Annotated in this window: 20 protein-coding genes; 9 read left to right on the plus strand and 11 right to left on the minus strand. The window is 64.6% G+C overall.

From position 1 onward, the window contains the following. The first annotated feature begins 120 nt into the window (after window positions 1–120). The gene (locus tag EWU68_RS06665; protein ID WP_129315345.1) at window positions 121–978 is read left to right on the plus strand and encodes an alpha/beta hydrolase; all 858 of its coding nucleotides are present in this window, start codon (window positions 121–123) and stop codon (window positions 976–978) included. Further along, window positions 975–2,810, plus strand: a complete 1,836-nt coding sequence (locus EWU68_RS06670; protein ID WP_129315346.1) for an AMP-dependent synthetase/ligase — start codon at window positions 975–977, stop codon at window positions 2,808–2,810. Before EWU68_RS06665 ends, EWU68_RS06670 begins: the two co-directional genes overlap by 4 nt. Window positions 2,811–2,911: 101 nt before the next feature. Here the strand turns inward: EWU68_RS06670 and EWU68_RS06675 are convergent, their stop codons facing one another. Continuing rightward, window positions 2,912–4,330: a mycothione reductase gene (locus EWU68_RS06675; RefSeq protein ID WP_129315347.1), complete on the minus strand. Its 1,419-nt coding sequence runs from the start codon at window positions 4,328–4,330 to the stop codon at window positions 2,912–2,914. A gap of 195 nt (window positions 4,331–4,525) precedes the next feature. Next, window positions 4,526–7,972: a pyruvate carboxylase gene (locus EWU68_RS06680; RefSeq protein ID WP_129315348.1), complete on the minus strand. Its 3,447-nt coding sequence runs from the start codon at window positions 7,970–7,972 to the stop codon at window positions 4,526–4,528. A gap of 271 nt (window positions 7,973–8,243) precedes the next feature. Between EWU68_RS06680 and EWU68_RS06685 the strand changes: the two genes are divergently transcribed. Further along, on the plus strand, window positions 8,244–9,041 hold the full coding sequence (locus EWU68_RS06685) for a ParA family protein (protein WP_129315349.1): 798 nt from the start codon (window positions 8,244–8,246) through the stop codon (window positions 9,039–9,041). A 69-nt stretch (window positions 9,042–9,110) separates the two neighbouring features. On the opposite strand, the gene EWU68_RS06690 is transcribed toward EWU68_RS06685, so the two are convergent. The 5 genes from EWU68_RS06690 to EWU68_RS06710 form a co-directional block, all read right to left on the minus strand. After that, window positions 9,111–9,692, minus strand: coding sequence for a MerR family transcriptional regulator (locus tag EWU68_RS06690; protein ID WP_129315404.1), 582 nt, complete (start codon window positions 9,690–9,692; stop codon window positions 9,111–9,113). 258 nt (window positions 9,693–9,950) lie between these two features. Further along, window positions 9,951–10,694, minus strand: coding sequence for a transcriptional regulator FtsR (gene ftsR / locus EWU68_RS06695; RefSeq protein WP_129315350.1), 744 nt, complete (start codon window positions 10,692–10,694; stop codon window positions 9,951–9,953). Between the two features lie 12 nt (window positions 10,695–10,706). Beyond that, a complete protein-coding gene (locus EWU68_RS06700) occupies window positions 10,707–11,159 on the minus strand; it encodes an FHA domain-containing protein (protein ID WP_129315351.1) in 453 nt (150 codons plus the stop codon). Between the two features lie 250 nt (window positions 11,160–11,409). Beyond that, the gene (gcvH, locus tag EWU68_RS06705; RefSeq protein WP_129315352.1) at window positions 11,410–11,796 is read right to left on the minus strand and encodes a glycine cleavage system protein GcvH; all 387 of its coding nucleotides are present in this window, start codon (window positions 11,794–11,796) and stop codon (window positions 11,410–11,412) included. Between the two features lie 99 nt (window positions 11,797–11,895). Beyond that, window positions 11,896–15,342, minus strand: a complete 3,447-nt coding sequence (locus EWU68_RS06710; RefSeq protein WP_129315405.1) for a bifunctional proline dehydrogenase/L-glutamate gamma-semialdehyde dehydrogenase — start codon at window positions 15,340–15,342, stop codon at window positions 11,896–11,898. A 206-nt stretch (window positions 15,343–15,548) separates the two neighbouring features. Here EWU68_RS06710 and EWU68_RS06715 point away from each other — a divergent pair, with 206 nt between their 5' ends. Then, window positions 15,549–16,442 (plus strand): LysR family transcriptional regulator, encoded by an 894-nt coding sequence (locus tag EWU68_RS06715; RefSeq protein WP_129315353.1) that lies wholly within the window; start codon window positions 15,549–15,551, stop codon window positions 16,440–16,442. A 4-nt stretch (window positions 16,443–16,446) separates the two neighbouring features. Here EWU68_RS06715 and EWU68_RS06720 read toward each other — a convergent pair whose 3' ends face one another. After that, complete coding sequence (locus tag EWU68_RS06720) at window positions 16,447–17,433, minus strand: sugar-binding transcriptional regulator (protein ID WP_129315354.1); 987 nt, start codon at window positions 17,431–17,433, stop codon at window positions 16,447–16,449. Between the two features lie 141 nt (window positions 17,434–17,574). Between EWU68_RS06720 and EWU68_RS06725 the strand changes: the two genes are divergently transcribed. The 5 genes from EWU68_RS06725 to EWU68_RS06745 all read left to right on the plus strand — a co-directional run bounded on the left by EWU68_RS06725 (window position 17,575) and on the right by EWU68_RS06745 (window position 23,480). Then, entirely contained in the window at window positions 17,575–19,326 is a 1,752-nt protein-coding gene (locus tag EWU68_RS06725) for a glycerol-3-phosphate dehydrogenase/oxidase (RefSeq protein ID WP_129315355.1), read from the plus strand. Window positions 19,327–19,468: 142 nt separating this feature from the next. After that, on the plus strand, window positions 19,469–20,275 hold the full coding sequence (locus EWU68_RS06730) for an MIP/aquaporin family protein (RefSeq protein WP_129315356.1): 807 nt from the start codon (window positions 19,469–19,471) through the stop codon (window positions 20,273–20,275). Between the two features lie 96 nt (window positions 20,276–20,371). Next, window positions 20,372–21,901, plus strand: coding sequence for a glycerol kinase GlpK (glpK, locus tag EWU68_RS06735; RefSeq protein WP_129315406.1), 1,530 nt, complete (start codon window positions 20,372–20,374; stop codon window positions 21,899–21,901). 131 nt (window positions 21,902–22,032) lie between these two features. After that, the gene (locus EWU68_RS06740) at window positions 22,033–22,758 is read left to right on the plus strand and encodes an alpha-ketoglutarate-dependent dioxygenase AlkB (protein ID WP_129315357.1); all 726 of its coding nucleotides are present in this window, start codon (window positions 22,033–22,035) and stop codon (window positions 22,756–22,758) included. After that, window positions 22,755–23,480, plus strand: a complete 726-nt coding sequence (locus EWU68_RS06745; protein ID WP_129315358.1) for a DNA-3-methyladenine glycosylase I — start codon at window positions 22,755–22,757, stop codon at window positions 23,478–23,480. The genes EWU68_RS06740 and EWU68_RS06745 overlap by 4 nt, the downstream gene beginning before the upstream one ends. Before the next feature lie 166 nt (window positions 23,481–23,646). Here the strand turns inward: EWU68_RS06745 and EWU68_RS06750 are convergent, their stop codons facing one another. The 3 genes from EWU68_RS06750 to EWU68_RS06760 all read right to left on the minus strand — a co-directional run bounded on the left by EWU68_RS06750 (window position 23,647) and on the right by EWU68_RS06760 (window position 26,557). Next, window positions 23,647–24,972 (minus strand): MFS transporter, encoded by a 1,326-nt coding sequence (locus EWU68_RS06750; protein ID WP_129315359.1) that lies wholly within the window; start codon window positions 24,970–24,972, stop codon window positions 23,647–23,649. 169 nt (window positions 24,973–25,141) lie between these two features. Next, window positions 25,142–25,621 (minus strand): MarR family winged helix-turn-helix transcriptional regulator, encoded by a 480-nt coding sequence (locus EWU68_RS06755; protein ID WP_162421382.1) that lies wholly within the window; start codon window positions 25,619–25,621, stop codon window positions 25,142–25,144. Between the two features lie 33 nt (window positions 25,622–25,654). Further along, on the minus strand, window positions 25,655–26,557 hold the full coding sequence (locus tag EWU68_RS06760) for an alpha/beta hydrolase family protein (RefSeq protein ID WP_129315361.1): 903 nt from the start codon (window positions 26,555–26,557) through the stop codon (window positions 25,655–25,657). Window positions 26,558–26,603: the final 46 nt, after the last annotated feature.

A 26,603-nucleotide genomic window follows, 5' to 3' on the forward strand; every position in this document is an offset into this window, starting at 1 on the left:
CGGGTGGCTGCTGCACGCCATGGTTGCGCCGCATGACGTATAAGAGCCTAGCGGCTCCGGAGCATGTTGCCCACGATTCGGTTGCGGCTTCGATTCTGTATGACGTGACACAATGATTCTATGGGCCACATCACAGATCACTTCGGGAAACGGCGCGACGTCGCTCCCGCCGGCCGGGGCTATTCCGGCGACGTCGACGTGTCACCAGCCCAATGGGACGGCGGCCCGGACGGAGTGCTGGTACTCCATGGCTTCACGGGGTCCCCGCACAGCGTCCGCCCGTTGGCCGCGAACTTCGCGGAGGCCGGCTTGGCCGTCGAGATGCCGCTGCTCCCCGGACATGGCACGACGGTGCACGACATGTCGACGAGAACGTGGCGGGAGTGGACCCAAGCGGTCGATGAGGCGTACTGGAATCTCCGCTCCCGTGCGGAGAAGGTAGCGGTCGCGGGCCTCTCGATGGGAGGGGCGCTGGCGCTCCACCTCGCTGCCAGGCGCAGCGTCGAGGCTGTCGTTCTGGTGAACCCCGGCGTCGTCGATCCCGTCAAAGGCATGGCCTGGGCCCGTTGGCTGGCCTACGCGATTCCGAAAATACGCGGCGTCGGTGACGACATCGCGAAGCCCGGAGTCACGGAAGGCTCCTATCCCCAGGCGCCCCTGAGGGGCGCCGCGCAGCTGCACGAACTGTTCAAGGAGACCCGCCGAGTCCTGCCCGCGGTCACCGCTCCCGTGCAGATCTACCGGTCCCTCGTGGACCACGTGGTCTCGGACGCGAGCCACGAGTACCTCATGACGCATCTGGTTCCCGAACCCGAGCTCGTTCCGCTGCCCTCGAGCTACCACGTGGCAACCCTCGACCACGACGCCCCGACGATCTTTCGGGGCTCCCTCGCATTCCTGGATCGGTGCGGTCTGCGCCTGCCTGTCCACGATTCGTCACCGCTCCCCACTCTCGAAACGAAAGAAAGGACGTCATGAAGGAAACCACGGTTGAGCTCTATCAGCAGTTCGATCCGCGTTCGAACACGACCGATCTGCTGGAGTCCAAGTTCCCCGAGCTGATGGATCAGCTCCTGTTCAAGATCCAGCGCTCGGAAGGCCAGTGGGAGGGGATCACGGCCGCTCGCTTCCGTCAGGACGTCGTGTCCCTGGCCAAAGGCCTCATCGCCGCGGGCATTCGACCCAAGGACCGGGTCGGGATCATGTCCCGCACCCGCTACGAATGGGCGGTCGCTGACTTCGCGATCATGTACGCCGGGGCCGTGACGGTCCCGGTCTACGAGACCTCGTCCCCATCGCAGGTGGCCTGGAACCTCGGGGACTCCGGGGCCACGGCCGTCATCGTGGAATCGCGGCAGCACGCGGCGGCGGTTCGCCGAGCAACTCAGCACGAGGACCTCGACGTCGAGAATGTCTGGCAGATCGATGCCAAGGACTCGGACAAGGCCTCGCTGGCCTCACTGCGAGCGCTGGGATCCGATGTGGACGACGAGACTCTCGAAGCCGCGCGAACCTCGAGCGGGCTCGAGGACATGGCGACCATCATTTACACCTCCGGAACCACCGGCAGGCCAAAGGGATGCGTGCTGACCCACGCCAATTTCGTCAAGCTGTGCGCCTCGGCTCGGCAAGCGATTCCGGAGGTCGCCAACGAAGAGAACTCGACCCTGATGTTCCTGCCATTGGCACACGTCTTCGCTCGGTACATCCACGTGCTGTCGATCGACGTCGGGGTCGTGGTCGGCCACAGTCCGGATCTGAAGAACCTCACGAGCGATCTGAAGAGTTTCGCCCCGACCTTCCTCCTCGTGGTGCCTCGGGTGTTCGAGAAGATCTACAACGGTGCCCGCGCCCAGGCCCACGACGCCGGCTCGTTGAAGGGAAGAATCTTCGACGCGGCCGAGAAGATCGGCGTCGCGTGGTCGGAGGCCTTCATGTCCGGGGGCAAGGTCTCGCCGGTCCTGAAGGCCAAATACGCGCTGGTCGACCGGTTGGTCTTTTCGCAATTGCGCGCGGCGATGGGCGGACGTGTCCAGTTCGCCGTCTCCGGGGGCGGCCCTCTCGGGCAGCATCTGGGGCATTTCTTCCACGCGGTCGGCATCAAGATCCTCGAAGGGTATGGCCTGACCGAGACGACCGCCCCGGCCTCTGTCGGAACGGTCAAGGACTTCCAGATCGGAACCGTCGGTCCCCCGCTTCCGGGCATCGGGATCAAGATCGCCGACGACGGCGAGGTTCTGTGCCGCGGGGTCGGAGTGATCGATACCTACTACAACAATCCCGAGGCCAACCGGCAGAGCTTCACCGAGGACGGCTGGTTCCGCACGGGGGACGTCGGAGAACTGACGGATCGCGGAATGCTCAAGATCACCGGGCGCAAGAAGGAGATCATCGTGACCGCCGGGGGCAAGAACGTGATTCCGGGAGCGGTCGAGGACGAATTGCGCAAGTCACCGCTGATTTCTCAGTGCCTCGTCATCGGTGATCAGAGGCCGTTCATTTCGGCCCTGGTGACCTTGGATGCGGAGTCGCTCGAAAGAGAGCTTCCACGTCTCGGCCTCGATCCCGGGCTCACCCCGGAGCAGGCCGCCGAGGAGGACGCGGTCAAGGACGAGATCCAGAACGTCATCGATCGGACGAACGAGAACGTGTCCCGCGCGGAATCAATCCGCGCGTTCCGCATCATTGCCCAGGACTTCACGGAAGAATCCGGGCACATGACGCCGTCGCTCAAGATCCGCAGGCCTCAGGTCCTCAAGGACTACTCCGACGTCGTGGAGGACATTTACACGGCCGGCAAACCCTCATGACTCGCAGCGGTCGCGATCGGGCGGTGACCGGTCCGCCGAAGGCCCGATGAGCCGAGCCGACCCCGCGCTGCCCGGCGCGGCCGGCTCGGCTCATGAACGACTCAGTTGCCCGGGACCTCCAGACCGAGGAGCGCGTTCTCCACGACCTCGGTCAGCGCCGGGTGGATCCAGAACTGTCCTCGAGCCATCTCGTGGGCGGTCAGCCCGAAGCTCATGGCCTGGATCAGAGGCTGGATCAGCATGGACGCCTCGGTGCCGATAATGTGGGCGCCGAGGAGCTCCCCCGTGTCCTTTCGGGCCACGAGCTTCACGAAGCCTTGGCTGTCCTCCATCGCCCAGCCGTAGGCGACGTCGCCGAAGTCCTGAACCTTGACGGTGACGTCGAACCCCTGGACGGCCGCGAGGTCCCTCGCGTCGCTCTCGCTCATCCCCACCGAGGCAATCTGGGGGTTGGTGAAGACGGCGTGCGGAACATACCGCTGATCCGTGCTGCGCAGATCATCCGGGTGGAGCAGGTTGTGCTGAACGGTGCGTTCCTGGGCATTCGCCAGGTGCTTCAGTTGGGTCACGGAGCTGACATCACCCAAGGCCCACACGCCGTCCACGGGTTCCCCGGATGAGAGCACCCGCTGGTACTCGTCCACGGCGAGCACCCCGTCCCGAATGTCCAGCCCGGCACCCTCCGCGTCCAGGCTGTCCGCGTTGGAGACCCGCCCGGTGGCGACCAGGACGACGTCGGCCGCGAGCGTTTCGGAGGAGCCACCCGATTCGAGGGTCACATCCAAACCGTCCGACCCCTGCTCGATCGAGGAGATGGTGGTGTCGAGCCGCAGGTCCCACTGCTGCGAGGCTTCCCGCGCAAACCGCTCGGCGATCTCCTCGTCGTGGTCTCGCAGGAGACGACGGGACCGGTTGACCTGCACGACCTCGGTACCCAGCCCGTGGAAAATGCCCGCGAACTCCGCGGCGATGAATCCGCCGCCGAGGATCACGACCCGTCGCGGAAGATCGTCGATGCGCATGATCGTGTCCGACGTGTGCACGCCCGGGAGATCGATTCCCGGGAGTTCCGGGAGCACGGACCGTGATCCCGCCGCCACAACCACCTGTCGGCCCCGTAGAAGCTGACCGGAAGCGGTTTCTACGGTGTGGGGGTCGCGCAGGGTGACGAATTCGGTCCACAGATCCACGTTCGGGAGCTTTTGCCGGTACTCCAGACCGGACTCGGAAATGGCGTCGATCCGCCCGAAAATGCGGTCCCTGATCTCGCGCCACCGGACGTCGGTGCGTTCCATCGAGACCCCCAGACGGTCGTCGTCGAGCCCGTGGACCGCGGTCGTGGCCGGGTAGGCGAACATCTTGGTCGGGATGCACCCCTTGTTGAGGCAGGTGCCACCGAAGACGCCGCCGTCAACGATCGCGACCTTCTTGTCCTTCCATTCCTCGTCGATCAGGCTGTTGCCCGACCCTGACCCCACCACGATCAGGTCGTAGTCATGTACCCCATGCGTCTCGGTCACGTCAGCTCCTTCTCGTGCGACTATCAAGCGGTCATTTCCGGGGCCTGCGTCAGCACGAGGCCCCCAGGCCTTCCATCCATGCGAACGCACCGGGCCCCGGCTTCATTCCATGGAGCCGGGGCCCGGTGCGCCCATCTCGATCGCGGCCCGGGTCCGTCACCGCAGCGCGGCGACGGGACAAGGGCGATCGCTGGTTCAGCTCTCGATCACGATGACGAGGTCTCCACCGGCGGCCTGTCGGATGTCATTGAACATGACACGCGAGACCTTGCCGGATGTCGGCGCGGTGATCGAGGCTTCCATCTTCATCGCTTCGATCGTCGCGACCTGGTCGCCTTCGCTGACCTCGTCACCCTCCGCGACGGTGATGGTGACGGCCCCGGCGAAGGGTGCTGCCACGTGTCCCGGATTCGATGTATCCGCCTTCTCCGCGGCCTTGACGTTGGACTCCACGGATTCGTCCCGGACGTCGATGGACCTCTGCTGGCCGTTGAGGGTGCACATCACCTGGCGCACGCCCTTCTCGTTCGGTTCGGAGATCGCCTGGAGCGTCGCGAGCAGTCGCACACCCTTGCCGAGGGAAATGACGTGCTCGCGCTTCTCGACCATGCCGTACAGGTAGTCCCTGGTGTGCAGTACCGAGACGTCCCCGAATTCTTCGGTCGCCTTCTCGAAGTCTCCCGTGGGTCCGGGGAAGAGCAGACGGTTCAGCGTCGCACGCCGGGTCGCCGAATCCCCCTGGAGCGCCTCCTTGTCCTCCGGGGACAACTCGGTGATCTTGGGTTCTTCCTTGCGACCTTCGAGCGCCTTCGACCGGAACGGTTCCGGCCACCCTGCGGGCGGGGTCCCGAGCTCGCCGTTGAGGAAGCTGATGACCGACGCCGGGATGTCGAACTTGGCGGGGTTCTCCTCGAATTCCTTCGGATCGACGTTCATGCCCACGAGCTGAAGTGCCAGGTCGCCCACCACCTTGGAGGACGGGGTGACCTTGACGATGTCTCCCAGCATCCGGTTCGCCGCCGTGTACATGTCCTCGATGGCTTCGAAATGCTCCTCCAGGCCGAGGGAGATGGCCTGCTGACGCAGGTTCGTCAACTGACCGCCCGGGATCTCGTGCTGGTAGACACGGCCCGTGGGAGCAGTCAGCCCCTTCTCGAACGGTGCGTAGATCGATCGCACGGACTCCCAATACGGCTCGAGGGAGGAGACGGCGTCCAGGGACATCCCCGTGTCACGCTCCGTATTGGCCATGGCCGCAACCAGGGCCGAGGCCGATGGCTGGCTCGTGGTTCCGGCCAGCGCGGCACAGGCGACGTCGACCGCGTCGACGCCGGCGTCGGAGGCGGCCAACAAGGTCGCCAACTGGCCTCCCGCGGTGTCGTGGGTATGCAAGTGGACCGGGATGGTCGGGAACTTCTCGCGCAGGGCGGAGACCAGACGACGAGCGGCCTCGGGCCTGAGAAGCCCGGCCATGTCCTTGATCGCGAGGATGTGGGCGCCGGCGTCGACGATCTTCTCCGCCAGATCCAGGTAGTAGTCGAGCGTGTAGGTCTGCTCGTCCGGATCCAGCAGATTGCCGGTGTAGCACATGGCGACCTCGGCCACGGCAGTCCCGGTGCCGCGGACAGCCTTGATGGCGGGCTCCATCTGCGACACGTCGTTGAGGGCGTCGAAGATCCGGAAGATGTCGACGCCGGTTTCGGCCGCTTCCTGGACGAAAGCGTCCGTCACGTCGGTCGGGTACGGCGTGTATCCCACGGTGTTCCGTCCGCGCAACAGCATCTGGATCGGAATATTGGGCATCGCCTCGCGCAGCAGGCGGAGTCGCTCCCACGGGTCCTCGCTCAGGAATCGCAGGGCGACGTCGTAGGTCGCGCCTCCCCAGGCTTCCATGGAGAACAGTTCCGGCGTCACGTGCGCGACGGCGGGTGCGGCCGCCAAGAGGTCACGGGTGCGGATGCGGGTCGCGAGCAAGGACTGGTGGGCATCGCGGAACGTCGTGTCCGTGACCGCGAGGGGCTTGTAATCGCGCAGAGCCTGGGCAAAGCCCTCGGGACCGAGGTCCAGCAGCTTCTGCCGCCACCCGGCCGGAGGGACATGATCAGATCCGTCGAAGGGGCTGCGGAAGGGCTCCTCGACCTTGTCGCCCGGGAACCTCGGCAGTTTCGTCCGGGGGTCGATGCCCTCGATCCTGGGCCCATTGGGCTGATTGACCGTGACATTCGCCAGGTAGGTCAGCGCCCTCGTCCCGCGGTCCGAAGAATGCTTCTTGGTCAGCAGTTCGGGGTGCTCATCGATGAACGGCGTCGAGACGTCGCCTGCTTGGAAGGTCGGGTCCTCGAGCACCGCGGCGATGAACGGGATGTTCGTGGCGACGCCTCGAATCCGGAATTCGGCCAACGCGCGCTGAGCCCGCTGGACGGCCGTGTCGAAATCCTTGCCTCGACAGGTCACCTTGCACAGCATCGAGTCGAAGTGCGGGGAGATTTCGGCGCCCGCGTAGACCGTGCCGCCATCCAGGCGCACCCCCGCACCACCGGCCGACCGGTAGGCGTTGATCTTTCCGACGTCGGGCCGGAAGCCGTTGGTCGGGTCCTCCGTGGTGATGCGGCACTGGAGTGCGGCACCTCGGATGCGCAACGAATCCTGGCTGATGCCCAGGTCCTTGAGGCTCTGCCCTGCGGCGATCCTCATCTGGGACTGGACGAGGTCGATATCGGTGATTTCTTCGGTCACGGTGTGCTCGACCTGGATGCGCGGGTTCATCTCGATGAACACGTGCTGTCCGGCGCGTTCGCCGACCGTGTCCACCAGGAACTCGACGGTTCCCGCGTTGACGTAGCCCAGCTCCTTGGCGAACTTGACGGCGTCCCGGTAGAGGTTCTGCCTGATCTCCTCGTCCAGGTGGGGTGCGGGAGCGATCTCGACGACCTTCTGGTGACGGCGCTGGAGCGAGCAGTCGCGCTCGAAGAGGTGAACGGTCTCCCCCGCCGCGTCGGCCAGGATCTGCACCTCGATGTGGCGCGGCCGCAGCACGGCCTGTTCCAGGAAGACCGTCGGGTCGCCGAATGCGGTCTCCGCTTCGCGCATGGCCGCGGCGAGCGCATCCGGAAGCTCCTCACGGGTGTTGACCCGCCGCATGCCTCGTCCGCCACCGCCGGCAACGGCCTTGACGAAAATCGGGAAGCCGATGTCATCGGCTTCCTTGATGAGCTTGTCCTTGTCCGCTGAAGGTTCGGTCGAATCCAGGACGGGAATTCCGGCTCGTCTCGCCGCCTTGAGCGCCTCGACCTTGTTTCCTGCGAGGTCCAGGACGTCAGCGGGAGGTCCGATGAAGGCTATGCCTTCCCGCTCCGCGGCCTTGGCCAGGTCGGGGTTCTCCGACAGGAATCCGTAGCCGGGATAGATGGCATCGACGCCGGCTTCCTTGGCCACACGAATAATCTCGTCCACATCGAGGTAGGCCCGTACGGGATGGCCTTCCTCGCCTATCGGGTAGGCCTCATCTGCCTGCTGGCGATGAATGGAGTGACGGTCCTCGTAGGGAAATACGCCAACAGTCTTGGCGCCCAACTCGTACGCCGCGCGGTAAGCACGGATGGCGATCTCGCCGCGGTTGGCGACCAGGATCTTGGAGAACATTGATAACCGTTTCCGCCCCGGCTCGCGATAGGTTTGCGAGCACCGGACTTGTCTCGACGATCGGAGCTCTTCAGCTCAGTGGTATGTCGTATATTACGGGTTTCCGTGATTGCACTAACCTAGTAGACCACCCCGCCGTCCGAAACTTTGTGACGTCCGACCAACACTCGCATTCCGGACTCCGCGGGTGCGGATCCAGCGGTCAGGATTTCGGGTCCGAGCCCGGTATGATGTTGGGGCATTTGGTCGTCGACATCATCGCGAGGTTCGTGTGACGCAGGTTGTCAGTATCAGTTCCCTCAAGGGCGGCGTCGGGAAGACCTCGGTGACTTTGGGGCTGGCCTCTGCCGCCGCCGTTCGAGGCCTCAACACTCTGGTGGTCGACCTGGATCCTCATGGAGACGCGAGCACCGGCCTGGCGGTCTCCACCCACACTTCGGAAGGTGCCGACGCCGCCGCGGTGCTGAGATCGCCCAGAAAAAAGGCCATCGGCTCCGCACGTGTTCCCGCGGGCTGGCGCTGGGACCCCGCGGCGGGCCCCCGACCCCGCCTGGACGTCATCGTCGGTTCCTCCGGGTCCGTTGCCTTCGACCACCTCCCGGCGACCCGGAAGAACTTGAGCCGGTTGCGTTCGGCGCTGTCCGCGACGGAGGACTATGACCTGGTACTGATCGATTGCCCGCCCACACTCAACACATTGACCATGATTGCCTGGGCAGCATCGCAGAAGGTCCTCGCTGTCGCCGAGCCGAGCCTGTTCTCCGTTGCCGGCACCGAGCGAACCATGCGCGCGATCGCCAGGTTCGAATCCGAGAACGAGTTCAAGGTCGAGGCGGCCAGCGTCGTCGTCAACAAGGTCCAGGAAGGATCGGCCGAGCACCGGTACCGCATCGAGGAGATGAAGGGGATGTTCGGCCGTCTGGTGGTCTCTCCGACGATCTCGGACGACTCCTTGTGGCAGCAGATTCAGGGTTCGGCCTCGCCTGTCCACGCGTGGACCGACTACCGGGCGGCGGAAACCATGGCCGAGGCTTTCGACACGATTCTCAAGGGTCTCGTGGCCGGCTGATCCCGTCGCGCGGCCTCACGGCGGGGCCTGTTCGCCAACTGGTCCGGGACCAAGTGCTGGCTGCGCTGATCAGCCCGCGGCGTTGTTCCGGGCGGCACGTCGTGCCGAAAGCTCGTCCCCGGGGAAGTCCTTGCCCTCTTCCGCAAGAGGTCCGCGCATGTCCTCGCCGGGCATGGTCGAGAGGTTGGTCTCCAGCTCCCGCCAGACTCGCCCGACGGCGATTCCGAAAACACCCTGTCCGGCCTGGACGAGATCGATGACCTCGTCCGGTGACGTGCATTCGTAAACACTCGCACCATCGGACATGAGCGTGATCTGGGCCAGGTCTTCGACGCCCCTGGTGCGCAAGTGTTCGACCGAGGAACGAATCTGCTGGAGCGAGACTCCCGTGTCGAGCAGGCGCTTGACGATCTTCAGGACCAGGACGTCACGAAAGGAATAGAGACGCTGGGTCCCCGACCCCTTGGCTCCGCGGACCGTGGGCTCGACCAGTTTCGTCCGTGCCCAGTAATCCAGCTGGCGGTAGGTGATACCCGCGGCCTTGCAGGCGATGGGGCCCCGGTACCCGATGTTTTCGTCGAGGGCCACGAGATCGTCGTCGAACAACATGCCCTGGCGACCCGTCGGAGGGGCCGGAACGATGCCTTCCATTCCGGGAAGAAGCTGCTCGTCGAACTCGGGAGGCTCGACCGTGTGAGGGATCTCCGAGGATGCGATGGTAAGACGATCCCGCTGCGGGTCGTTGTCCGATCCATGCTGGCCCACGCGGGTCCTCCTTCAACCAGTGAGGTCATCGTCCGAATTAGACGTTAGAGCGACGGAGCGGGCTAATCAAAGACATTCGTCCGTGTCTTGCCGGTTGCTCGTCGGTCACGTCCCCCGCGCCTTGCCGTGCGAGTGTGCCCCACTCTACCAACTCTTCTCCACGAGGTCCGCGACCAGCGTGGCGTGCAGGTTCGTGCACAGTGCCGAAAGCTCGCGTGCCGTGCGCGACGCCTTCTCCTGGGACTCCTCGTCCCGGCGGCTCGCCATCGGCGCTATCGTCTGCCCCACCAAGGCGACTTCCCGATCGGCGGCCGCACGGAACGGTCGCAAGTGCCTGGGCTGGAGACCATGCGCGGTCAATTGGGAGCACAGGTTTGTCACCTGGGCCGCGTATTCGTCGAAGGTTCCGTCCGACTGCTCCTGAATCAGGCCGTAATTGATCAGTTCGCGAAGCATGGGAAGATCCACCGAGGTGTGACGGGACAGCTCCCGCATCGTGTATCGACGCGGCTGCTGCGGGCGTGCCTTCACCGCGGGGACTTCCCCACCAGGTTCACCGGCTTCGGATCCGCTCTCGGGGAATCCCTGGCGTTCGAGCTCGTCCACCTTCGCCTTGATGACCTTGAGCGGGAGGTACTGGTCGCGCTGGAGGGTCAGGACAATGCGGAGACGTTCGATGTCTTCGCTCGAATACTTGCGGTATCCCGTGTTGGTCCGTTGGGGGAAGACCAGACCTCGATCTTCGAGGAACCTGATTTTGGAAGCGCTCAGGTCGGGGAAGGACTCTTCGAGGTGGCTCAGAACCTGGCCAATGGTCTTGTCCTTGGTTTTCCTGCCGGAATCCTGCTCGGATGATTCGTCGTTGCTCTCGTGCTGCGTCGTCGTCATTTCGACGCCGCCCTACTGAGCGTCGCTCGCGTAGTAGATGAAAGCGAACTTCCCGATGCGGACCTCGTCGCCGTTCTTGAGCGTCACGTGGTCCACGCGGTCCCCGTTCACATAGGTTCCATTGAGCGAGCCCACGTCCGTGAGGTCGAAACGACCCGCGTTGAACTGGAACAGGGCGTGGCGGCGCGAGACGGTGACGTCGTCGAGGAAGATGTCCGCCTCCGGGTGACGGCCGGCGACGATACCCTCGTCGTTCGTGCCGCCCTTGGCCATGCTCGCGTCGAGCAGGAAGCGAGCGCTGTGCTGAGGCCCTTCCTGCGCGATGAGCAGCGCCGATTCGGAGGGCAGGGCCTTGATCGCCGCGATCTCCTCTTCGGCCAGTTGTCGTTGGTGTCCGGCGTTCGCGCCGGGTGCGGTCACGCCGAACGCGGTCGTATCCGGGCTCGGATCCTGATGATCGGTCATATGTTTCTTCCCCTTCGATCGTGGGCGCACACGAGCGCCCCAGCATGGCTCAGCAGGAGAAGGCTGAGGGGCCTTCCCCTGGAGCCGGGTCCGTCCGCTCCGACACGGCCTCATGCATTCTCCCGTTGCGAGAGAAAGCGACGCGCGAGCTTGGACCTGGACCTGAGACTTAAAGTCTAGCGTTCAGACCTGAAAAGGACTGCCCACCAGGCTAGGCAATAGTGATGAATTCCCTGACAACGCGATCGGATCAGGAGATCTCGGCTTCGTAGGCCTTCGCGTCGAGCAGCCCCTTCAGGGACTCGGGGTCGGAAGGGCGCACGCGGACGAGCCAGCCGGCACCGTACGGATCCGAGTTGAGAACCTCCGGCTGATCCGCGAGTTCCGTGTTGACCTCCACGATCTCGCCCGCGACCGGCATGTAGAGATCCGAGACCGACTTGGTCGATTCGACCTCGCCGAAGGATTCGTTGGCCTCGAATGTCGACCCGCTGTCCGGAAGATCCACGTAGACGACGTCGCCCAAGGAGTCCTGGGCGTGATCGGTGATGCCCACGCTGACGACTCCGTCCGAGTCCGCGGCCGAGATCCATTCGTGCTCAGAAGTGTAGGAAAGTTCGGCGGGGATAGTGCTCATGAATCGCCCTCTCGACAATGAAGGATTGCAGTGATGATGCCGGTGCCGACCAAGGTCGGCACCGGCATCAATATTACACGGGCCACGTGGGGCGGGGTGCTAGATCACACCATCCGAGAAGTGGTTCGGATTGCCGAAACGATGGGCCGTGATCGACACTGCCTGTTCGCGAACGAACGGAAGCATTTCGACCCGGCCGGCTTCGGTGACCTCCCCGTGGTAGACCGCGACGTCGGGGCGGCCGTTGAGGGCATCGAACACCGACCCCGAGTCGTTTCCGATGTAGCGGATCCGACATCCCTCGAAGCGGGTTCCGTCGAGGTCCCTGGGCTTGATGTCCCGGATTCCGCGCAATGCGGTGCGCCAGGCCTCGTCGGTCTCCACGGTGATGTTCACCCCTGCCGAGTCGAGGGCACCCCGGACGTAGACCGGCAACTGCCGCGAAACGGAGAGTTCGACGGGGGCCTCGGCGGCCAGCCCGGCTGCCACGACGCGCAGAACCTCCGCCAACGAGGCCTCCTCGTCCCCGCGCACATGCACCTTCTGCGGGACGTAACGGAGAATGTTCCGTTCGATACCCAGCTGGGACGGATCGTGGCGCACGCCGAACTCCGAGCTCCACGCTTCTGCGTCCGCCGACGCGGACCGCGAGAGGAACTCGATCTCCTCGCGGGTCAGGGCGTGCGGCTCGCGCGCCCTGTTGAGGAGCTGATTCACATTCTCGTTGGACGGCGAGGCAATCGCGGAAGCGGGCTGGGACGTCCACTCGCCCAGGGCGACCAGGTAATTGGGCCCACCCGCCTTGGTTCCCGAACCGACCGTGGACTTCTTCCACCCGCCGAAGGGCTGACGGCGCACGATCGCTCCGGTGATCCCCCGGTTCACGTACAGGTTTCCTGCCTGAACGCGGTCCAGCCAGGTGGCCAGCTCGTCCGAATTCAGCGAATGGAGGCCGGCGGTCAGGCCGTACTCCGGCGCGTTCTGGAGCTCGATGGCTTCCTCGAGCGTCTTCGCCGTCATGACGCCGAGGATCGGACCGAAGTACTCGGTCATGTGGTATTCGCTCCCGGGCTTCACGCCTGCGCGGACCCCTGGGGACCACAGCTTGCCGGAGTCGTCCAGCTGCTGAGGCTCGATGATCCACTGCTCGCCGTCGCCCAGAGTGGTCAGGCCGCGCTTGAGCTTCCCTTCCGGAGCCTTGATCACCGGCCCCATTTCGGCGCGGATGTCGGTCGGGTATGCGATGTGGAGGGACTTGACCGCATCGACCAGTTGGTTCCTGAAACGCTGTGAGGTCGCTGCCGTGCCGACCAGAATCACGGTCGAGCAGGCGGAGCATTTCTGGCCGGCATGGCCGAACGCCGAGTTCACCACGTCCTTGACCGCGAGGTCCAAGTCCGCGTTCGGGGTCACGATGATCGAGTTCTTCCCCGAGGTCTCGCCGAGAAGCGGCAGATCCTTGCGGAAGGACCGGAACAGTTCGGCGGTCTCGTATCCTCCGGTGAGGATCAGCCGGTCGATGTCGGGGTGGGAGACCATCGTGCGCCCCAGATCCCTCTCGGACAGCTGGACCAGCTGGAGAACGTCCCGCGGTACACCGGCCTCCCACAGGGCATCGGCGATGACGGCACCGCAACGCTTCGATTCGCCGGCGGGCTTGAAGAGGACCGCCGACCCCGCCGCCAGAGCCGCCAGGGTCGAGCCCGTGGGGATGGCCACCGGGAAGTTCCACGGCGGGGTCACCATGGTGACCTGGGAGGGGTGGTACTGGGCGCCGTCGACCTTCTCCAGGGCTTCGGCAAGTCCCGCGTAGTAGTTGGCGAAGTCGATCGCCTCGGAGACCTCCGGGTCTCCCTGGTCCAGCAGCTTGCCCGCCTCGGAAGCCATGACCTCGAGCAGCTCCGCGCGCTTCGCACCGAGAACTCGACCTGCCTTCCGCAGGATCTCGGCACGCTCGTGGGCCGGGCGCGATCCCCATTCCCGGCCGGCCTTCTTGGCGCGTGCGACGGCGTCGAGGACCTGATCCTCTGAGGTGAGAACCGACTTCTCCACGAGTTCGCGCCCCAGGTCCGAGTTCTCGGCCCGGGCCAGGATCTGTTTGCCCCACTCGCGGTTGTGGGCGAGGGACGTGTCGGTGTCCGGCGTGTTCTCGAAGACCTCGCCCGGGGAGTAGACGTTGTCCACGGTCTCCTCCGAACGGTTCTGCTGCCTCTTCGGCGCGGGAATCTCGGAGGTGACCTTCTCGAGCGAGCGCTCGAAGCGTGCCTTCTCGCGGTCGAAGAGGAACTGGCTGTCGTTCAGATCGAAGATGGCCGACATGAAGTTCTCGCTCGAGGCATTCTCCTCGAGGCGGCGGACCAAGTAGGAGATCGCGACGTCGAATTCTTCGGGACGGACCACGGGCGTGTACAGCAGCAGTTGGCCGACGTCGCGCCGGACCACCTCGGCCTGCTGGGCCGCCATGCCGATGAGCATTTCGTACTCGACGTCGTCGAGAACGCCACGGTGTTCGGCCAGCAACCAGGAGAAGGCGATGTCGAACAGGTTGTGGCCCGCGACGCCGAGGCGGATGTTCTTGGTGTGTTCGGGCCTGAGCGCATAGTCCAGGACCCTCTTGTAATTGGTGTCCGTGGCTTCCTTCGAATCCCAGGTGGTCAGTGGCCACTTGTGGACCACGGCCTCGACCATTTCGAGCGAGAGGTTGGCGCCCTTGACCAAGCGGACCTTGATCCGCGAGCCGCCGTTCTCGACGCGCCGCGCCGCCCACTCCTGAAGGCGTTCCATGGCCTCGAGGGTGTCCGGCAGGTAGGCCTGGAGCACGATTCCGGCCTCGAGGTTCTTCAGGTGCGGCTGGTCCAGAATCCGGGTGAAGACCTCGATCGTCATGTCGAGGTCCTTGTACTCCTCCATGTCCATGTTGATGAACTTCCGGGTTCCGGCCTGGGCCGCGTACTCGTAGAGGGGCGTCAGGCGTTCGACGGCGCGATCGACGACCGCGTCGAAGGACCAGGGAGAGTGCGGTCCCGAGACGGCAGAGACCTTGATGGACACGTAGTCGACGTCGTCCCGGCGCAGGATGCGCTCGGTCTCGCGCAGGCGACGCTCGGCCTCCTCGTTGCCGAGAACGGCCTCGCCCAGGAGGTTGATGTTGAGCTTGTTGCCCCCGGCCGTCAGGTGCTTGATCGCGGGACCGAGCTTCTCGTCCCGGGCGTCCACGATCAGGTGTCCCACCATGTCCCTCATCGCCTTGCGCGCGACGGGGATCGTGGGCCAGGGCATCTTGGGGGCCACGACTCCGCCCGCGCGGACGGCCGCGCGCAGGTGCGGGGGAAGGAATTTGGGCACGATGGGCGCGAGTCGCCCGAGGTTCTTGCCCGCCGCGGCGTCGTCCTCGGGGCGAATGACCTCGTCAACGAAACCTACAGTGAATTCGAGCCCGTGGGGGTCCTTGAGGACGCCGGCCAGCTGCGCCGCAGCCTTGTCCTCCGGAACGTCCCGAGAGGCTTCCAACCAGCCCCTGACAATCTTTCCGGCCTCGGTGGCCATCTTCTGGTATTCCACGGAAGCGAAAGGGTTCGACGACAAAAAATGCCTCCTCTAGAAGTAGCGGTGCCGCAAAGACAGCCGACAGCGTACGTCTCCATTGACGTGTGCGCACAGCGCGCTCCGGTCCAGTATGTACCATGATTTCAGTTAGAAAAAGTTACTGAAATTTACGATTATTCGTAAGCTCGGCTCATGAATTGAGGAACATGCTCGACGTCCGGAAATTGCGCGTCCTCCAGGAACTGTCCGCCCGCGGAACCCTCGCGGAAACCGCGGATGTCCTGGGGTACACCCCGTCAGCCGTTTCCCAGCAGCTGACCGCCCTGGAGAAGGAATGCGGGCACCGCCTTCTCCTGAAACAAGGGCGGACGGTCGCACTCACGCCGAAGGCCCGGATCCTCGTCGAGCATACCGAGAAGATACTGCACGAGCTGACGCTTGCCCAGACAGCCCTCGAGTCCACGGACGACTCCCCCGCCGGCACCGTGCGTCTCGCCATTTTCCAGACCGCGGCGATGGCGTTGCTGACGGACACGCTCGAGGCCCTGGCCGACACGCACCCTGACCTCAAGGTTGAAGTACTGCAACGCGAACCGGAGGCGGCCCTCGAACACACCTACATGAGAGACGTGGACCTGGTGATCGCGGAGCAGTACCCGCACCACGCGGTCAGGGAATTCGCCGAGCTCGACTCGCGCCCCCTGAATGAGGATCCCGTCATGCTGGCCGTTGCGCCCGAGTCCGAGGTCTACTCGATCGCGGACGCCGCCAACGCACCATGGGTCATGGAGACTCGTTCGAATGCCAGCCGCAGCTGGGCGGAACACGTCTGTCGGTCCGCAGGATTCGAACCGGATGTCCGGTTCGAATTCGACGACGTCCGGACGCACATCGACCTCGTGGAATGCGGCCAGGCTGTAGGCCTTCTCCCGGGGTTCGCCTGGGCCGGGTCCACGCCCCGTGTTCGCCTCATCGAGCTCCCGAATCTGCCGCACCGGCGAGTCTTCACTTCGGCCAGGCGAGACATGGCCCAGAGACCGGCCATCGAAGCCGTACGACGCGCACTCGAAATCTCGGCCATGAAGGTCAAGCTCTTGTAGAAGTTCACTCGTGGCCGCGAGGCTGGAGAGTGCGCGCGGCCGCAGTCTTGTCGAGCAGAATCTTGGCGGTCAAGGAGTCGACGACGAGGTCGGTCACCGCTCTGGCTCGCAGAGCGCCGAGGAGCGCACCGGCTCGGTGCGGACCGGAAACGACGCACAACCGCCGACGGACGCGGGACAGCTCGACCGGCGTCGGCCCCGACGCCCTTCTGTTCATCTCAATGTCCTGCCAAGTGCCGTCCTCCCTGAGAAGCACGGTACAGATGTCGCCCACGACGCCCTCCTTGGAGAGCACGTCGAAGTCCCGTTCATCGAGGTATCCGGAACTGTAGACGTGGGACGGAACCGGGCCATTCAGAGCCCCGACCCCGAACACGGCAACATCGACTTGAGATTGAAGGTGGAGAACGCTCCGAATGCTGCGCTCCCGCCACATCGCCTGCTTCGTGTCGGCGTAGTCGAAGAAGGCCGGCACGGGAAAGTGGACGATCTGGGAACCGAAGGCCTCGGCCACCGAGTTCAGGATCGCCCCCGTGTACGGGATGCCCGATCGACGGGCATTGCCCGCCCCGTTGAGCTGCACGACAACCGAATCCGGGACCTTGCGGGGCACGAGGTGACGGGACATCTCGGTCACGGTCGACCCCCAGGCCATACCGAGAACCGTGCCCGGCTCCATCATCCCGTCGAGAGCCGACGCCGCAACCCGTGAGACCTGCTCCATCTGCCCGATCGGCGAGGAACTCCCCCGGACCGGAACGACTTGCGCGTGGATCCCGAAGTTCTTTTCCAGACGCCCACCCAGCTCATTGCGTTCGCTGGGTGCGTCGGCGACCGTGATTCGGACCAGCCCAGTATCGCGGGCGTACTTGAGCAACCGGGACACGGTTGCCCGGGACACGTCGAACTCCTTGGCGACCGCGTCCATCGTCTGCTCCTGGACGTAGTACATCGTCGCCGCTTTGTGAGCCAGGTCATCACGTTTGTTCATGTCGGAACCCTTGAGGTGAACGTTTGTGCAGAAGTGATGATCATTCTTTCACGTTTGAGTAAGAATGGAGGAATCGGGTCCTCGGCGTCACCGCGCCGCGCGGACGCGATCGGAATGAACCACCACGATCAAGGAGGCTCCATGAAAACCGCCGCAACCCACCTCACCGCGGCTTCCCGCCACAAGGCTCTCCAGGAAATGTCGGATGCCGAAGGTGTGGACGTCCTCATCATCGGCGGTGGAGTCACGGGGGCAGGCATCGCTCTCGACGCGGCGACGCGCGGCCTGCGCACGGCCGTCGTCGACGCCGGCGACTGGGCATCCGGCACGTCGGCCTGGTCCTCCAAGCTCGTCCACGGTGGCCTGCGCTACCTGCTCAACTTGGACTTCAAACTCGTCGCGGAGGCCCTCAAGGAGCGCGGACTGCTCCTGACGAGCCTGGCCCCGCACCTCGTCAAGGCCCAGCCCTTCCTGTGGCCCCTGAAGATGCCGGTCATCGAACGCAGCTACTCGGCCGTCGGCATCGGAATGTACGACGCCATGGCCATTGCCGGCGCCCGCGGACACAAGACCGTGCCGACGCAGAAGCACTACTCCAAAAAGGGTGCCAAGCAGATTTTCCCGGACATCAAGGACTCCGCCCTGACCGGCGCCATCCAGTTCTACGACGCCCGTGTCGACGATGCCCGCCTGGTCATCGACCTCATCCGCACCGCGGCCGGCTACGGCGCCCTCGCCGCGAGCCGCACCCAGGTCACCGGCCTCCTGAAATCCGAGACCGGACGCGTGGTCGGTGCCAAAATCACCGACCTGGAGACCCAGGACGTCCACGAGGTCAAGGCGAAGCACGTCATCAACGCGACAGGCGTGTGGACCGAGGAGACCGAAAGCCTGACGGGCGAGGAACGCGGCCTGCAGGTCCTGGCGTCCAAGGGTGTGCACATCGTGGTACCCCGCGAGCGCATCAACGCGGAGTCGGGGATCTTCCTGCGAACCGAGAAGTCGGTGCTGTTCATCATCCCGTGGCAGCGCTACTGGGTCATCGGCACCACGGACACCCCGTACGACCAGGACGTCGCCCGTCCAGTGGCCACCGCGGAGGACATCGACTACATCCTCGATCACGCCAACGCGATCCTCGATACCCCTCTGACGAGGGACGACATCATTTCGACCTACGCGGGTCTCCGCCCCTTGCTCCAGCCGGGAGTCAAGGGCCAGGATTCGACCCAGTCGACCAAGGTTTCGCGTGAGCACACGGTGGCCGAGGTGGTCCCGGGCATGTCGGCCATCGCGGGCGGAAAGCTCACGACCTACCGCGTGATGGCCAAGGACGCCGTGGACTTCGCGCTCGGCTCCGTCGCCGGTGCCCGGCCCTCCGTCACGGAGGACATCCCCTTGGTCGGGGCCCAGGGGTACCGGGCCGCCGTGGCGCGTGCCGGCGAGATCGCGGAGGAGAACGGCTGGACCGCCGCTCGCGTCGAGAGCCTTCTGGATCGTTACGGTTCCGAGATCGACGACGTGCTCGATCTCGTCCGCGAGGACCCGGAGCTCGGCAAGCCGCTGAGCCATGCCCCCATGTTCCTTCGGGCCGAGGTTCTGCTTGCGGTCCGCTACGAAGGTGCGCTCCACCTCGAGGACGTCCTGATGCGACGGGTCCGCCTGGACCTTGAACAGCGGGACCGCGGTCTTGCCGCGGCCCCCGAAATCGTCGACATCCTGGCGGCCGAGCTCGGGTGGGGCGAGAACGAACGCCAGCGCGAGCTGGACAATTATGCGCAGCGGGTTCGCAACATCGCCCGCGCGGAGGAGGAAAAGGACGACGCCGGCGCGTCCGACGTCGTCACCTCCGACCCGGAGATCATGCCGCGCAAGATCCTGGGTTCCGACTGATCCGATGCTGCCGGGCCGGGCGGGAGGACAGAGCGCCAACCGCCCGGCCCGTGTTCCACCCATCCGACATCTACCCACCGGTCGAGAGCCGGTGTCAGTAACACAGAAAAAGGCACGAAGACGTGCCGGAAAGTGAGCGGTCATGACCGGTTCATTGCTCGCCGACGGGTCCACCGGGATCCTCGGCTTCGCCCCGCAACTGCTGGACAACGGGGTACCGACAACGCTCGGCATGTTCGCCTCAGAATTCATCGGGACCCTCTTGCTGGTCCTGCTGGGTTGCGGCGTCGTGGCCGGTCAGGTCCTGTCTCGCACCAAGAACAACGCCGGTGGCTGGCTCATGGTCGCTTTCGGTTGGGCACTGGGCGTGTATGCGGGAGCGTACGCGGCCTACGCGACCGGCGGCCATCTGAACCCCGTGGTCACCTTGTCCTTCTGGGCCGCCCACAAGGATCTCAGCGACGGAATCCCCGCGACCTTCGGCAATGTGGTCATCTACATTGTCGCCCAGATGGTCGGCGCGATCGTCGGCGCCATCCTCGTCTATCTGACGCACAAGAAGCACTTCGACCTCGAGGCACCTGCCGCCGACAAACTCGGCGTCTTCTCGACCGGTCCGGAGATCCGGGCTTACGGCTGGAACTTCTTCACGGAGGTCATCGCGACCTTCGTGCTGATTGCGTTCATCCTCTTTTCCGACAAGACTCCTAGCGAGATCGGACCGCTTCCGGTCGCTCTCGTCGTGCTGGCCATCGGCATCTCGCTCGGCGGACCGACCGGCTATGCGATCAACCCCGCCCGTGACCTGGGGCCGCGCATCGCTCACGCGATCCTCCCGATTCGTGGCAAGGGGTCCTCCGACTGGTCCTACTCCTGGATCCCGGTCTTCGGACCGATCGTCGGCGGTCTCCTCGCGGCCCTGGTGGTTCCGCTCATGGTGGCCCTCTAGAAAACCGGGCCGCAAGGACGCGGCCCATCAGGAAAGGCAATCCGAATGACCAACCAGAAAGACGGCACAAGGAACAACGCGTTGTTCTCCGAGACTATGAATACAAACAAGAAATACATCCTCGCCATTGACCAGGGAACGACCAGCTCCCGGGCCATAGTCTTCGACAAGAACGGCCAGATCATCACGGTCGGCCAGTACGAGCACGAGCAGATTTTCCCGCGGGCCGGCTGGGTCGAGCACGACCCGCTCGAGATCTGGCGCAACGTCCGCAAGTCCGTTGCTGACTGCTTCTCCGACGCCGAGATCAACCACCACGAAATCGCATCGGTTGGTATCACGAACCAGAGGGAGACCGCGGTCGTCTGGGACAAGAACACCGGCGAACCCGTGTACAACGCGATCGTGTGGCAGGACACCCGGACCCAGAAGATCTGCGACGAGCTCGCCGGTGACGAGGGCTACGACAAGTACCACGATCGCGTGGGTCTGTCCCTGAACACCTACTTCGCCGGCCCCAAGGTCAAGTGGATCCTGGACAACGTCGAGGGTGCCCGCGAGCGCGCCGAGAAGGGCGACCTGCTGTTCGGAACCACGGACTCGTGGGTCCTGTGGAATCTGACCGGCGGACCCGAGGGCGGCGTGCACGTGACCGACGTGACGAACGCTTCGCGCACGATGCTCATGAACATTCGCACCCTCGAGTGGGAGAAGGACATCGCGGACGACTTCGGAATTCCGATGTCGATGCTGCCGGAGATCAAGTCCTCCGCCGAGGTGTACGGATACGGTCGTGCCCGTGGCTTCCTGCGGGGAACCCCGATCGCCGGCATTCTGGGCGATCAGCAGGCAGCGACCTTCGGCCAGGCCTGCTTCGGGGAAGGCCAGTCCAAGAACACCTACGGCACCGGCAACTTCATGCTCATGAACACGGGCACCGACCCGGTGTTCTCGGAGAACGGGTTGCTGACCACGGTCGCGTACAAGATCGGGGACCAGAAGCAGGTCTACGCGCTCGAGGGGTCCATCGCGGTCTCCGGGTCACTGATCCAGTGGTTGCGCGACAACCTGGAGCTGATCGACAGTGCAGCGGACTCCGAGGCCCTCGCGACATCGGTTGAGGATTCGGGCGGGACCTACTTCGTCCCGGCGTTCTCGGGGCTGTTCGCGCCCTACTGGCGCCCGGACGCCCGCGGGGTGCTCGTCGGCATGACCCGGTACGTCAAGAAGGCTCATATCGTCCGGGCGGCCCTCGAGGCGACGGCGTTCCAGACCCGCGAGGTCATCGACGCGATGAACGCGGATTCCGGGGTCGATCTGACCGAGTTGCGTGTCGACGGCGGCATGACCGCCAACGAATTCCTGATGCAGTTCCAGGCGGACTTGTTGCGTGTACCGGTGATCCGGCCGAAGGTCGTCGAGACCACGGCCCTCGGCGCCGCGTACGCCGCTGGTATCGCCGTCGGCTTCTGGAAGGGCGAGGACGACGTCGTCGCCAACTGGCAGGAGGACAAGCGCTGGACGCCTGAGATGGACAACAAGGAAGTCGAGCGCCAGTACCGGCTCTGGAAGAAGGCCGTCACGCGGACCTTCGACTGGGTGGATGAGGATACATCCACCGAGTAGCCTGTGAGGTGCTGATTCGAACCCCGGATCGCGCTCGGTCGGGTCAACCCGACCGGCGTGGTCCGGGGTTTCGCTCGTTATGGCCCGGAGTCCGTGTTCGGCTCCGGGCCCCGGTGCGGAAAGGACGCGCGATGACCGAGACCGAAGGACTGTTTTCGGACGATGCCTTCGACCGCGAACCGCGGGAGGTCGTGCCGGGCGTCATGCATCTGCCCGGATGGTTGACGCCGCGGAGTCAGTCCTGGCTCGCGCGGCAATGGGACGACTGGGGTCGGGGCCCGATTCCTCCGCATTCACCCCTCATCAATGGACACCCGATGTCGGTCCGGTTGACGACGCTCGGCTGGCATTGGGATTCGAGCGGTCTCGCCCCGAGGGCGAGGCACTTCGATGATGCGGCACCGCTCCCGGTTCCCGACTGGCTCGTCCGTTGGGGGAGGAAAGCCGTCCAGGAGGCCTACTCCCCCAGCCACGGCGGAAGTTGGCCCGCCCTCTCCGAAAAGGAGGTTGCGGCGTGGGCCGGCGACTACACGCCCGACGTCGTGCTCATCAACTATTACGAGCCGACCGCCAGAATGGGTATGCACCAGGACAAGGACGAGCGTTCCAGCGAGCCCGTGGTCAGTTTCAGCGTTGGGGATACCGCGATTTTCAGGGTCGGAAATCCACAAACGAAGTCCAAACCGTACCGGGACATCCGGCTGGCCTCCGGCGACCTGATAGTTTTCGGTGGACCGAGCCGCTACATGTTCCACGGTGTGCCACGAATTCTGCCGAATACGGCACCTGCGGACTGCCCTGTACGGAGCGGCCGGTTCAACATGACCCTGCGGATGACGGGATGGGACAAGCAATGACGGCTTCGCCTTCTTCAGGCACGGCGGCCTCGGACGATTCGACGGCGAACAGCCGGAATCTGCCTCGGACCGCATGGGCCAACGGCAGCGCAATGATGCGGGAGTACTACGACCACGAGTGGGGCCTGCCCGTGATCTCGGAAGCGGGCCTCTACGAACGCGTGTGCCTGGAGGGTTTCCAGGCCGGGCTCTCCTGGGCGACGATCCTCGCCCGGAGGGACGCATTCCGCCGAGCTTTCGCCGATTTCGACCCCGACGTCGTCGCAAAGTACACCGATCAGACCGTTGAGGAACTTCTCCAGGACGCTTCCATCATCAGAAGCAGACCCAAGATCATGGCCGCGATCGGCAACGCCCGGGCAACTCTGGAACTTCGGGAAGCAGCGGAGCAGGATCCGATGCTCCAAGGGTTCTCGCTCCCGCTGCAGGACGGCGACTCCTTGCAGATAGCTTCCGGACTTCCGGCTCTCGTGTGGTCCCATGCCCCGGAGACCACGCCCTCTCCGACTCGCGCCGACGAGGTTCCCACCCAGTCCCCCGAGTCCGTTGCCCTCGCCCGGGCGCTGAAGAAACACGGATTCCGCTTCGTCGGGCCCACGACGATCTTCGCGCTCATGGAAGCGGTGGGCATCGTCGACACACACTGGGTGGGAAGCCACAAGCGGGCCGTGTCGAAGATCTATGCGCCAGACGGTCACCGCCACGCGTTCGTGGCCGACTGACAGCGTTCCGGACCCAATCCCAAGATGGCCTGCGGTCGTTCGGAGACGTGAGCACGGGCCACCGGGCATGGCTGGCCTCAAAAAGAACGACCGCCGGAGAGACCCCCGACGGTCGGTCCTGGACTTGGCTCCTGGGCAACGCGGTCACCAGGCAATGCTGTGGCGGTCAGTCGGCCCCGCGGGTGATCGCTTCGGCCTCAGCAACGGCCGTCTCGTGAGGACGCTGGGCACGGGTCAGGAGATGGCCGCCGAAGACGAGCACCAGGATGGACACCGCAAGAGTCGCCACAGCCATCCAGTAAGGGGCGCCGGCTCCCACCGCGTCGGACACGGGCCCGGCGACCGCGGGGGCGATAGCACCGCCGATGAAACGCACACCTGAGTACGTGGACGACGCGATCGACCGCGGCAGGCTTGTCGCTTCCATGACCGTCTCGGTGAGCGCGGTGTTCATAACACCCTGCCCCAGACCGGCGATCACGATGAACACGATCAAGGCGACCACGGATTCGTGCGACACCGCGGCACACGCCATCATGACCGCCAGAAGCCCCAGCATCGCGAACAGTACCGGGCGGAGCCCGAACCGACGTGTCAGGATCGGCGCAAGGAAGACGGAAGCGATGGCCAGGGCGACGCCCCAACCGAAGAAGACCAGGCCGAGTTCGTGGGCTCCGAATTCAGTGCCGTGCTTCGCCGCGGCCGCCTCGAGCGGGTAAGGGCTGTAGGCCAGGAGCACGAAGAAGGCGAAGTTGTAGAACAGGGCCGTAAAAGCCAGAACGCGCAGCGCAGGGTCCTTGAGGGCCTTGAGACCCGCGGTGAAGGCGTGCTTCTGAACGGGTGCGGACGCGTCCTTCTTGGGTGCCCGCAGAAGGCTGATGATCGCGATGAACCCGATGGCCATGAGTGCCGCCGTACCGAAGAACGGACCACGCCAGGAAATGGAGCCCAACAGCCCACCGACGAGCGGACCCACGGCCATACCGACGCCGAGAGCGGCCTCGTACAGCATCACGGCCTGACTGCTTCCACCCGCCGCGGCTCCGACGATGGCCGAGAGCGCCGTGGAAATGAACAACGCGTTGCCCAGGCCCCACCCTGCACGGAAGCCGATGATCTCGCCAACGGTTCCGGATGCGCCCGCCAGCGCGGCGAAAGCGATGATCAGAATCAGACCGACCAGAAGGGTCGTCTTGACGCCAATGCGACTGGATACCCAGCCGGTGAAGAACATGGCAATGCCCGTGATGAAGAGATAGCTCGTGAAGAGCAACATGGTCTGCCCCGCACTCGCGTCCAACTCCTTGCTGATGGCGGGCAGGATCGGGTCGACCAACCCGATACCCATGAAGGAGACCATGCAGGCGAATGCGATCGCCCATACCGCAATGGGCTGACGCAGGATGGACTGCTTCTTCTCCGGGGCCGGTTCGGGCTCCTGAATCCGTGTCTCCACCACGGGATGCGATCCGGTAGGTGTACTGGTACTCATTGGGTTTTTCCTCCACTGCGTGCGACCGCTTCGGTGCGAAACCGTCACACATTGCCTCACTATATAAATATGCAAAAGAAAGCACCCTGGCAACTCCAGAGTGATTTCCCGGTGGATCCGACCGGAGCCTCGCCAGTTCGCGCGGGCCCCGATCGGATTCTGGTGATTGCTACAAGACGTCGAGCTGCTTGCTCAGGGCCTCGAAGATGCCCGAGGCCCTCCACAGGGTCTGCCGCTCTTCGAGGGTCAGCTGGGCCAGCGCGGGCTGAATTCGCCGCGTGGCCTTCTTGCGGAAGTCGTCGAGAGCCTCCTTGCCCGTCGGGGTGATATCGATGAGCTGAGCACGACCGTCGAACGGATCCGCTTTCCTCTTGACGAGGCCTTCGGCCTCCAGGCGCTTCAGCACACCGGTCATGGTCGGCTGAGTGATGTGTTCCGCACTGGCGAGGTCGCCGATCCGCATGGGTCCCGCCAGGCTCAGGTTCGAGAGTGTGCGCAGGACAATGGTCGAGCGCTCACGGCCGCTGTGACGGGATGCCGCGCGAACGAATCGGCTGGCCAGCACGATCAATTCCGTAGCTTTTTCGGAGTCGGAAGCGGACAGTTCGTGGGCTTCCGAAGGACTGGTATTCAGGTGCGAGTCTGACATGCCACCCATTATACCCCAAGAAACTTAGCTTTGCTAATTATCTGCCGGTGACCCCCGGCGTTTCGCGAGAAATGGAAGAAAAACGGCACTCCAGATGCCGGCGCTCGCGGCCCGGAACGGCCCCATGTGGCCGATTGACCCGACCCCCAACCTCTTCGGCGAGAACCGAAAATGCATCTTTCGGGCCCCCGAATAGAAGGACAGCAACATCCGCAGCGCCGCCTTGGACATGACGACGTCGTCGGTGAAGGACACCGCGGTGATCGGCGACGTGATGCTCGCGTACCGCGGAGCCAGCCACGGCCGCTCCCCCAGGATATACCGAGGGTAGGCGACCCATGTTCTCCACTGACTCATCACACCGGAGGGAAGGTTCCCGAAGAACCTGAGCCGGCGCCCCGGATAGTAGCCGCAGAGCTTCTGAGCGATCGGCCCGACGAGGAAAAACATCACCATTCCCGGCACGGCGGTCTGCCAGGGGGACTTCCAGCCGGATCCGACACCGGTCGCGACAAAAATGCTCTGTGTTACGCCGCGGTCACCGGCAAGGCCCAGAAGTTGGCCGCCCAGGCTGTGACCGACCCAGGTCACGGGCAGCGTCGCATCTTTCTCAGCGACCCAGTCGAGAACGGTGCGCGCGTCCCGCGCCCAATCCAGGATGTCCACCGGCGAGTCCTTGAGCGGTCCCCGGAGGGAATCCCCGTAGCCGGAAAAGTCGAAGGTCACGGCCACAAACCCTTGGCCCACGAGCCAGCGAGCAAACGCGTTGTAATGCCGAGCGCGAGTGGCTATGGCCGGAACCACCAGGACCACACCTTCGGCCGAAGCCCAGTCGCCCCAGCTCGACACCGAAATCGGCAGACCCCGCTCACTGGTCAGTTCGAAGCGCTCGGGTTCGGCAACCGTCTCCGCGGTCGTGGACGATTCGGCTGTCACTCGAGACTCCTCCCCACGGCACCTTCCGGCGCCGCGTACTCTGGAT

The sequence above is a fragment of the Rothia koreensis genome, from assembly GCF_004136575.1.
Lineage (GTDB): Bacteria > Actinomycetota > Actinomycetes > Actinomycetales > Micrococcaceae > Rothia > Rothia koreensis.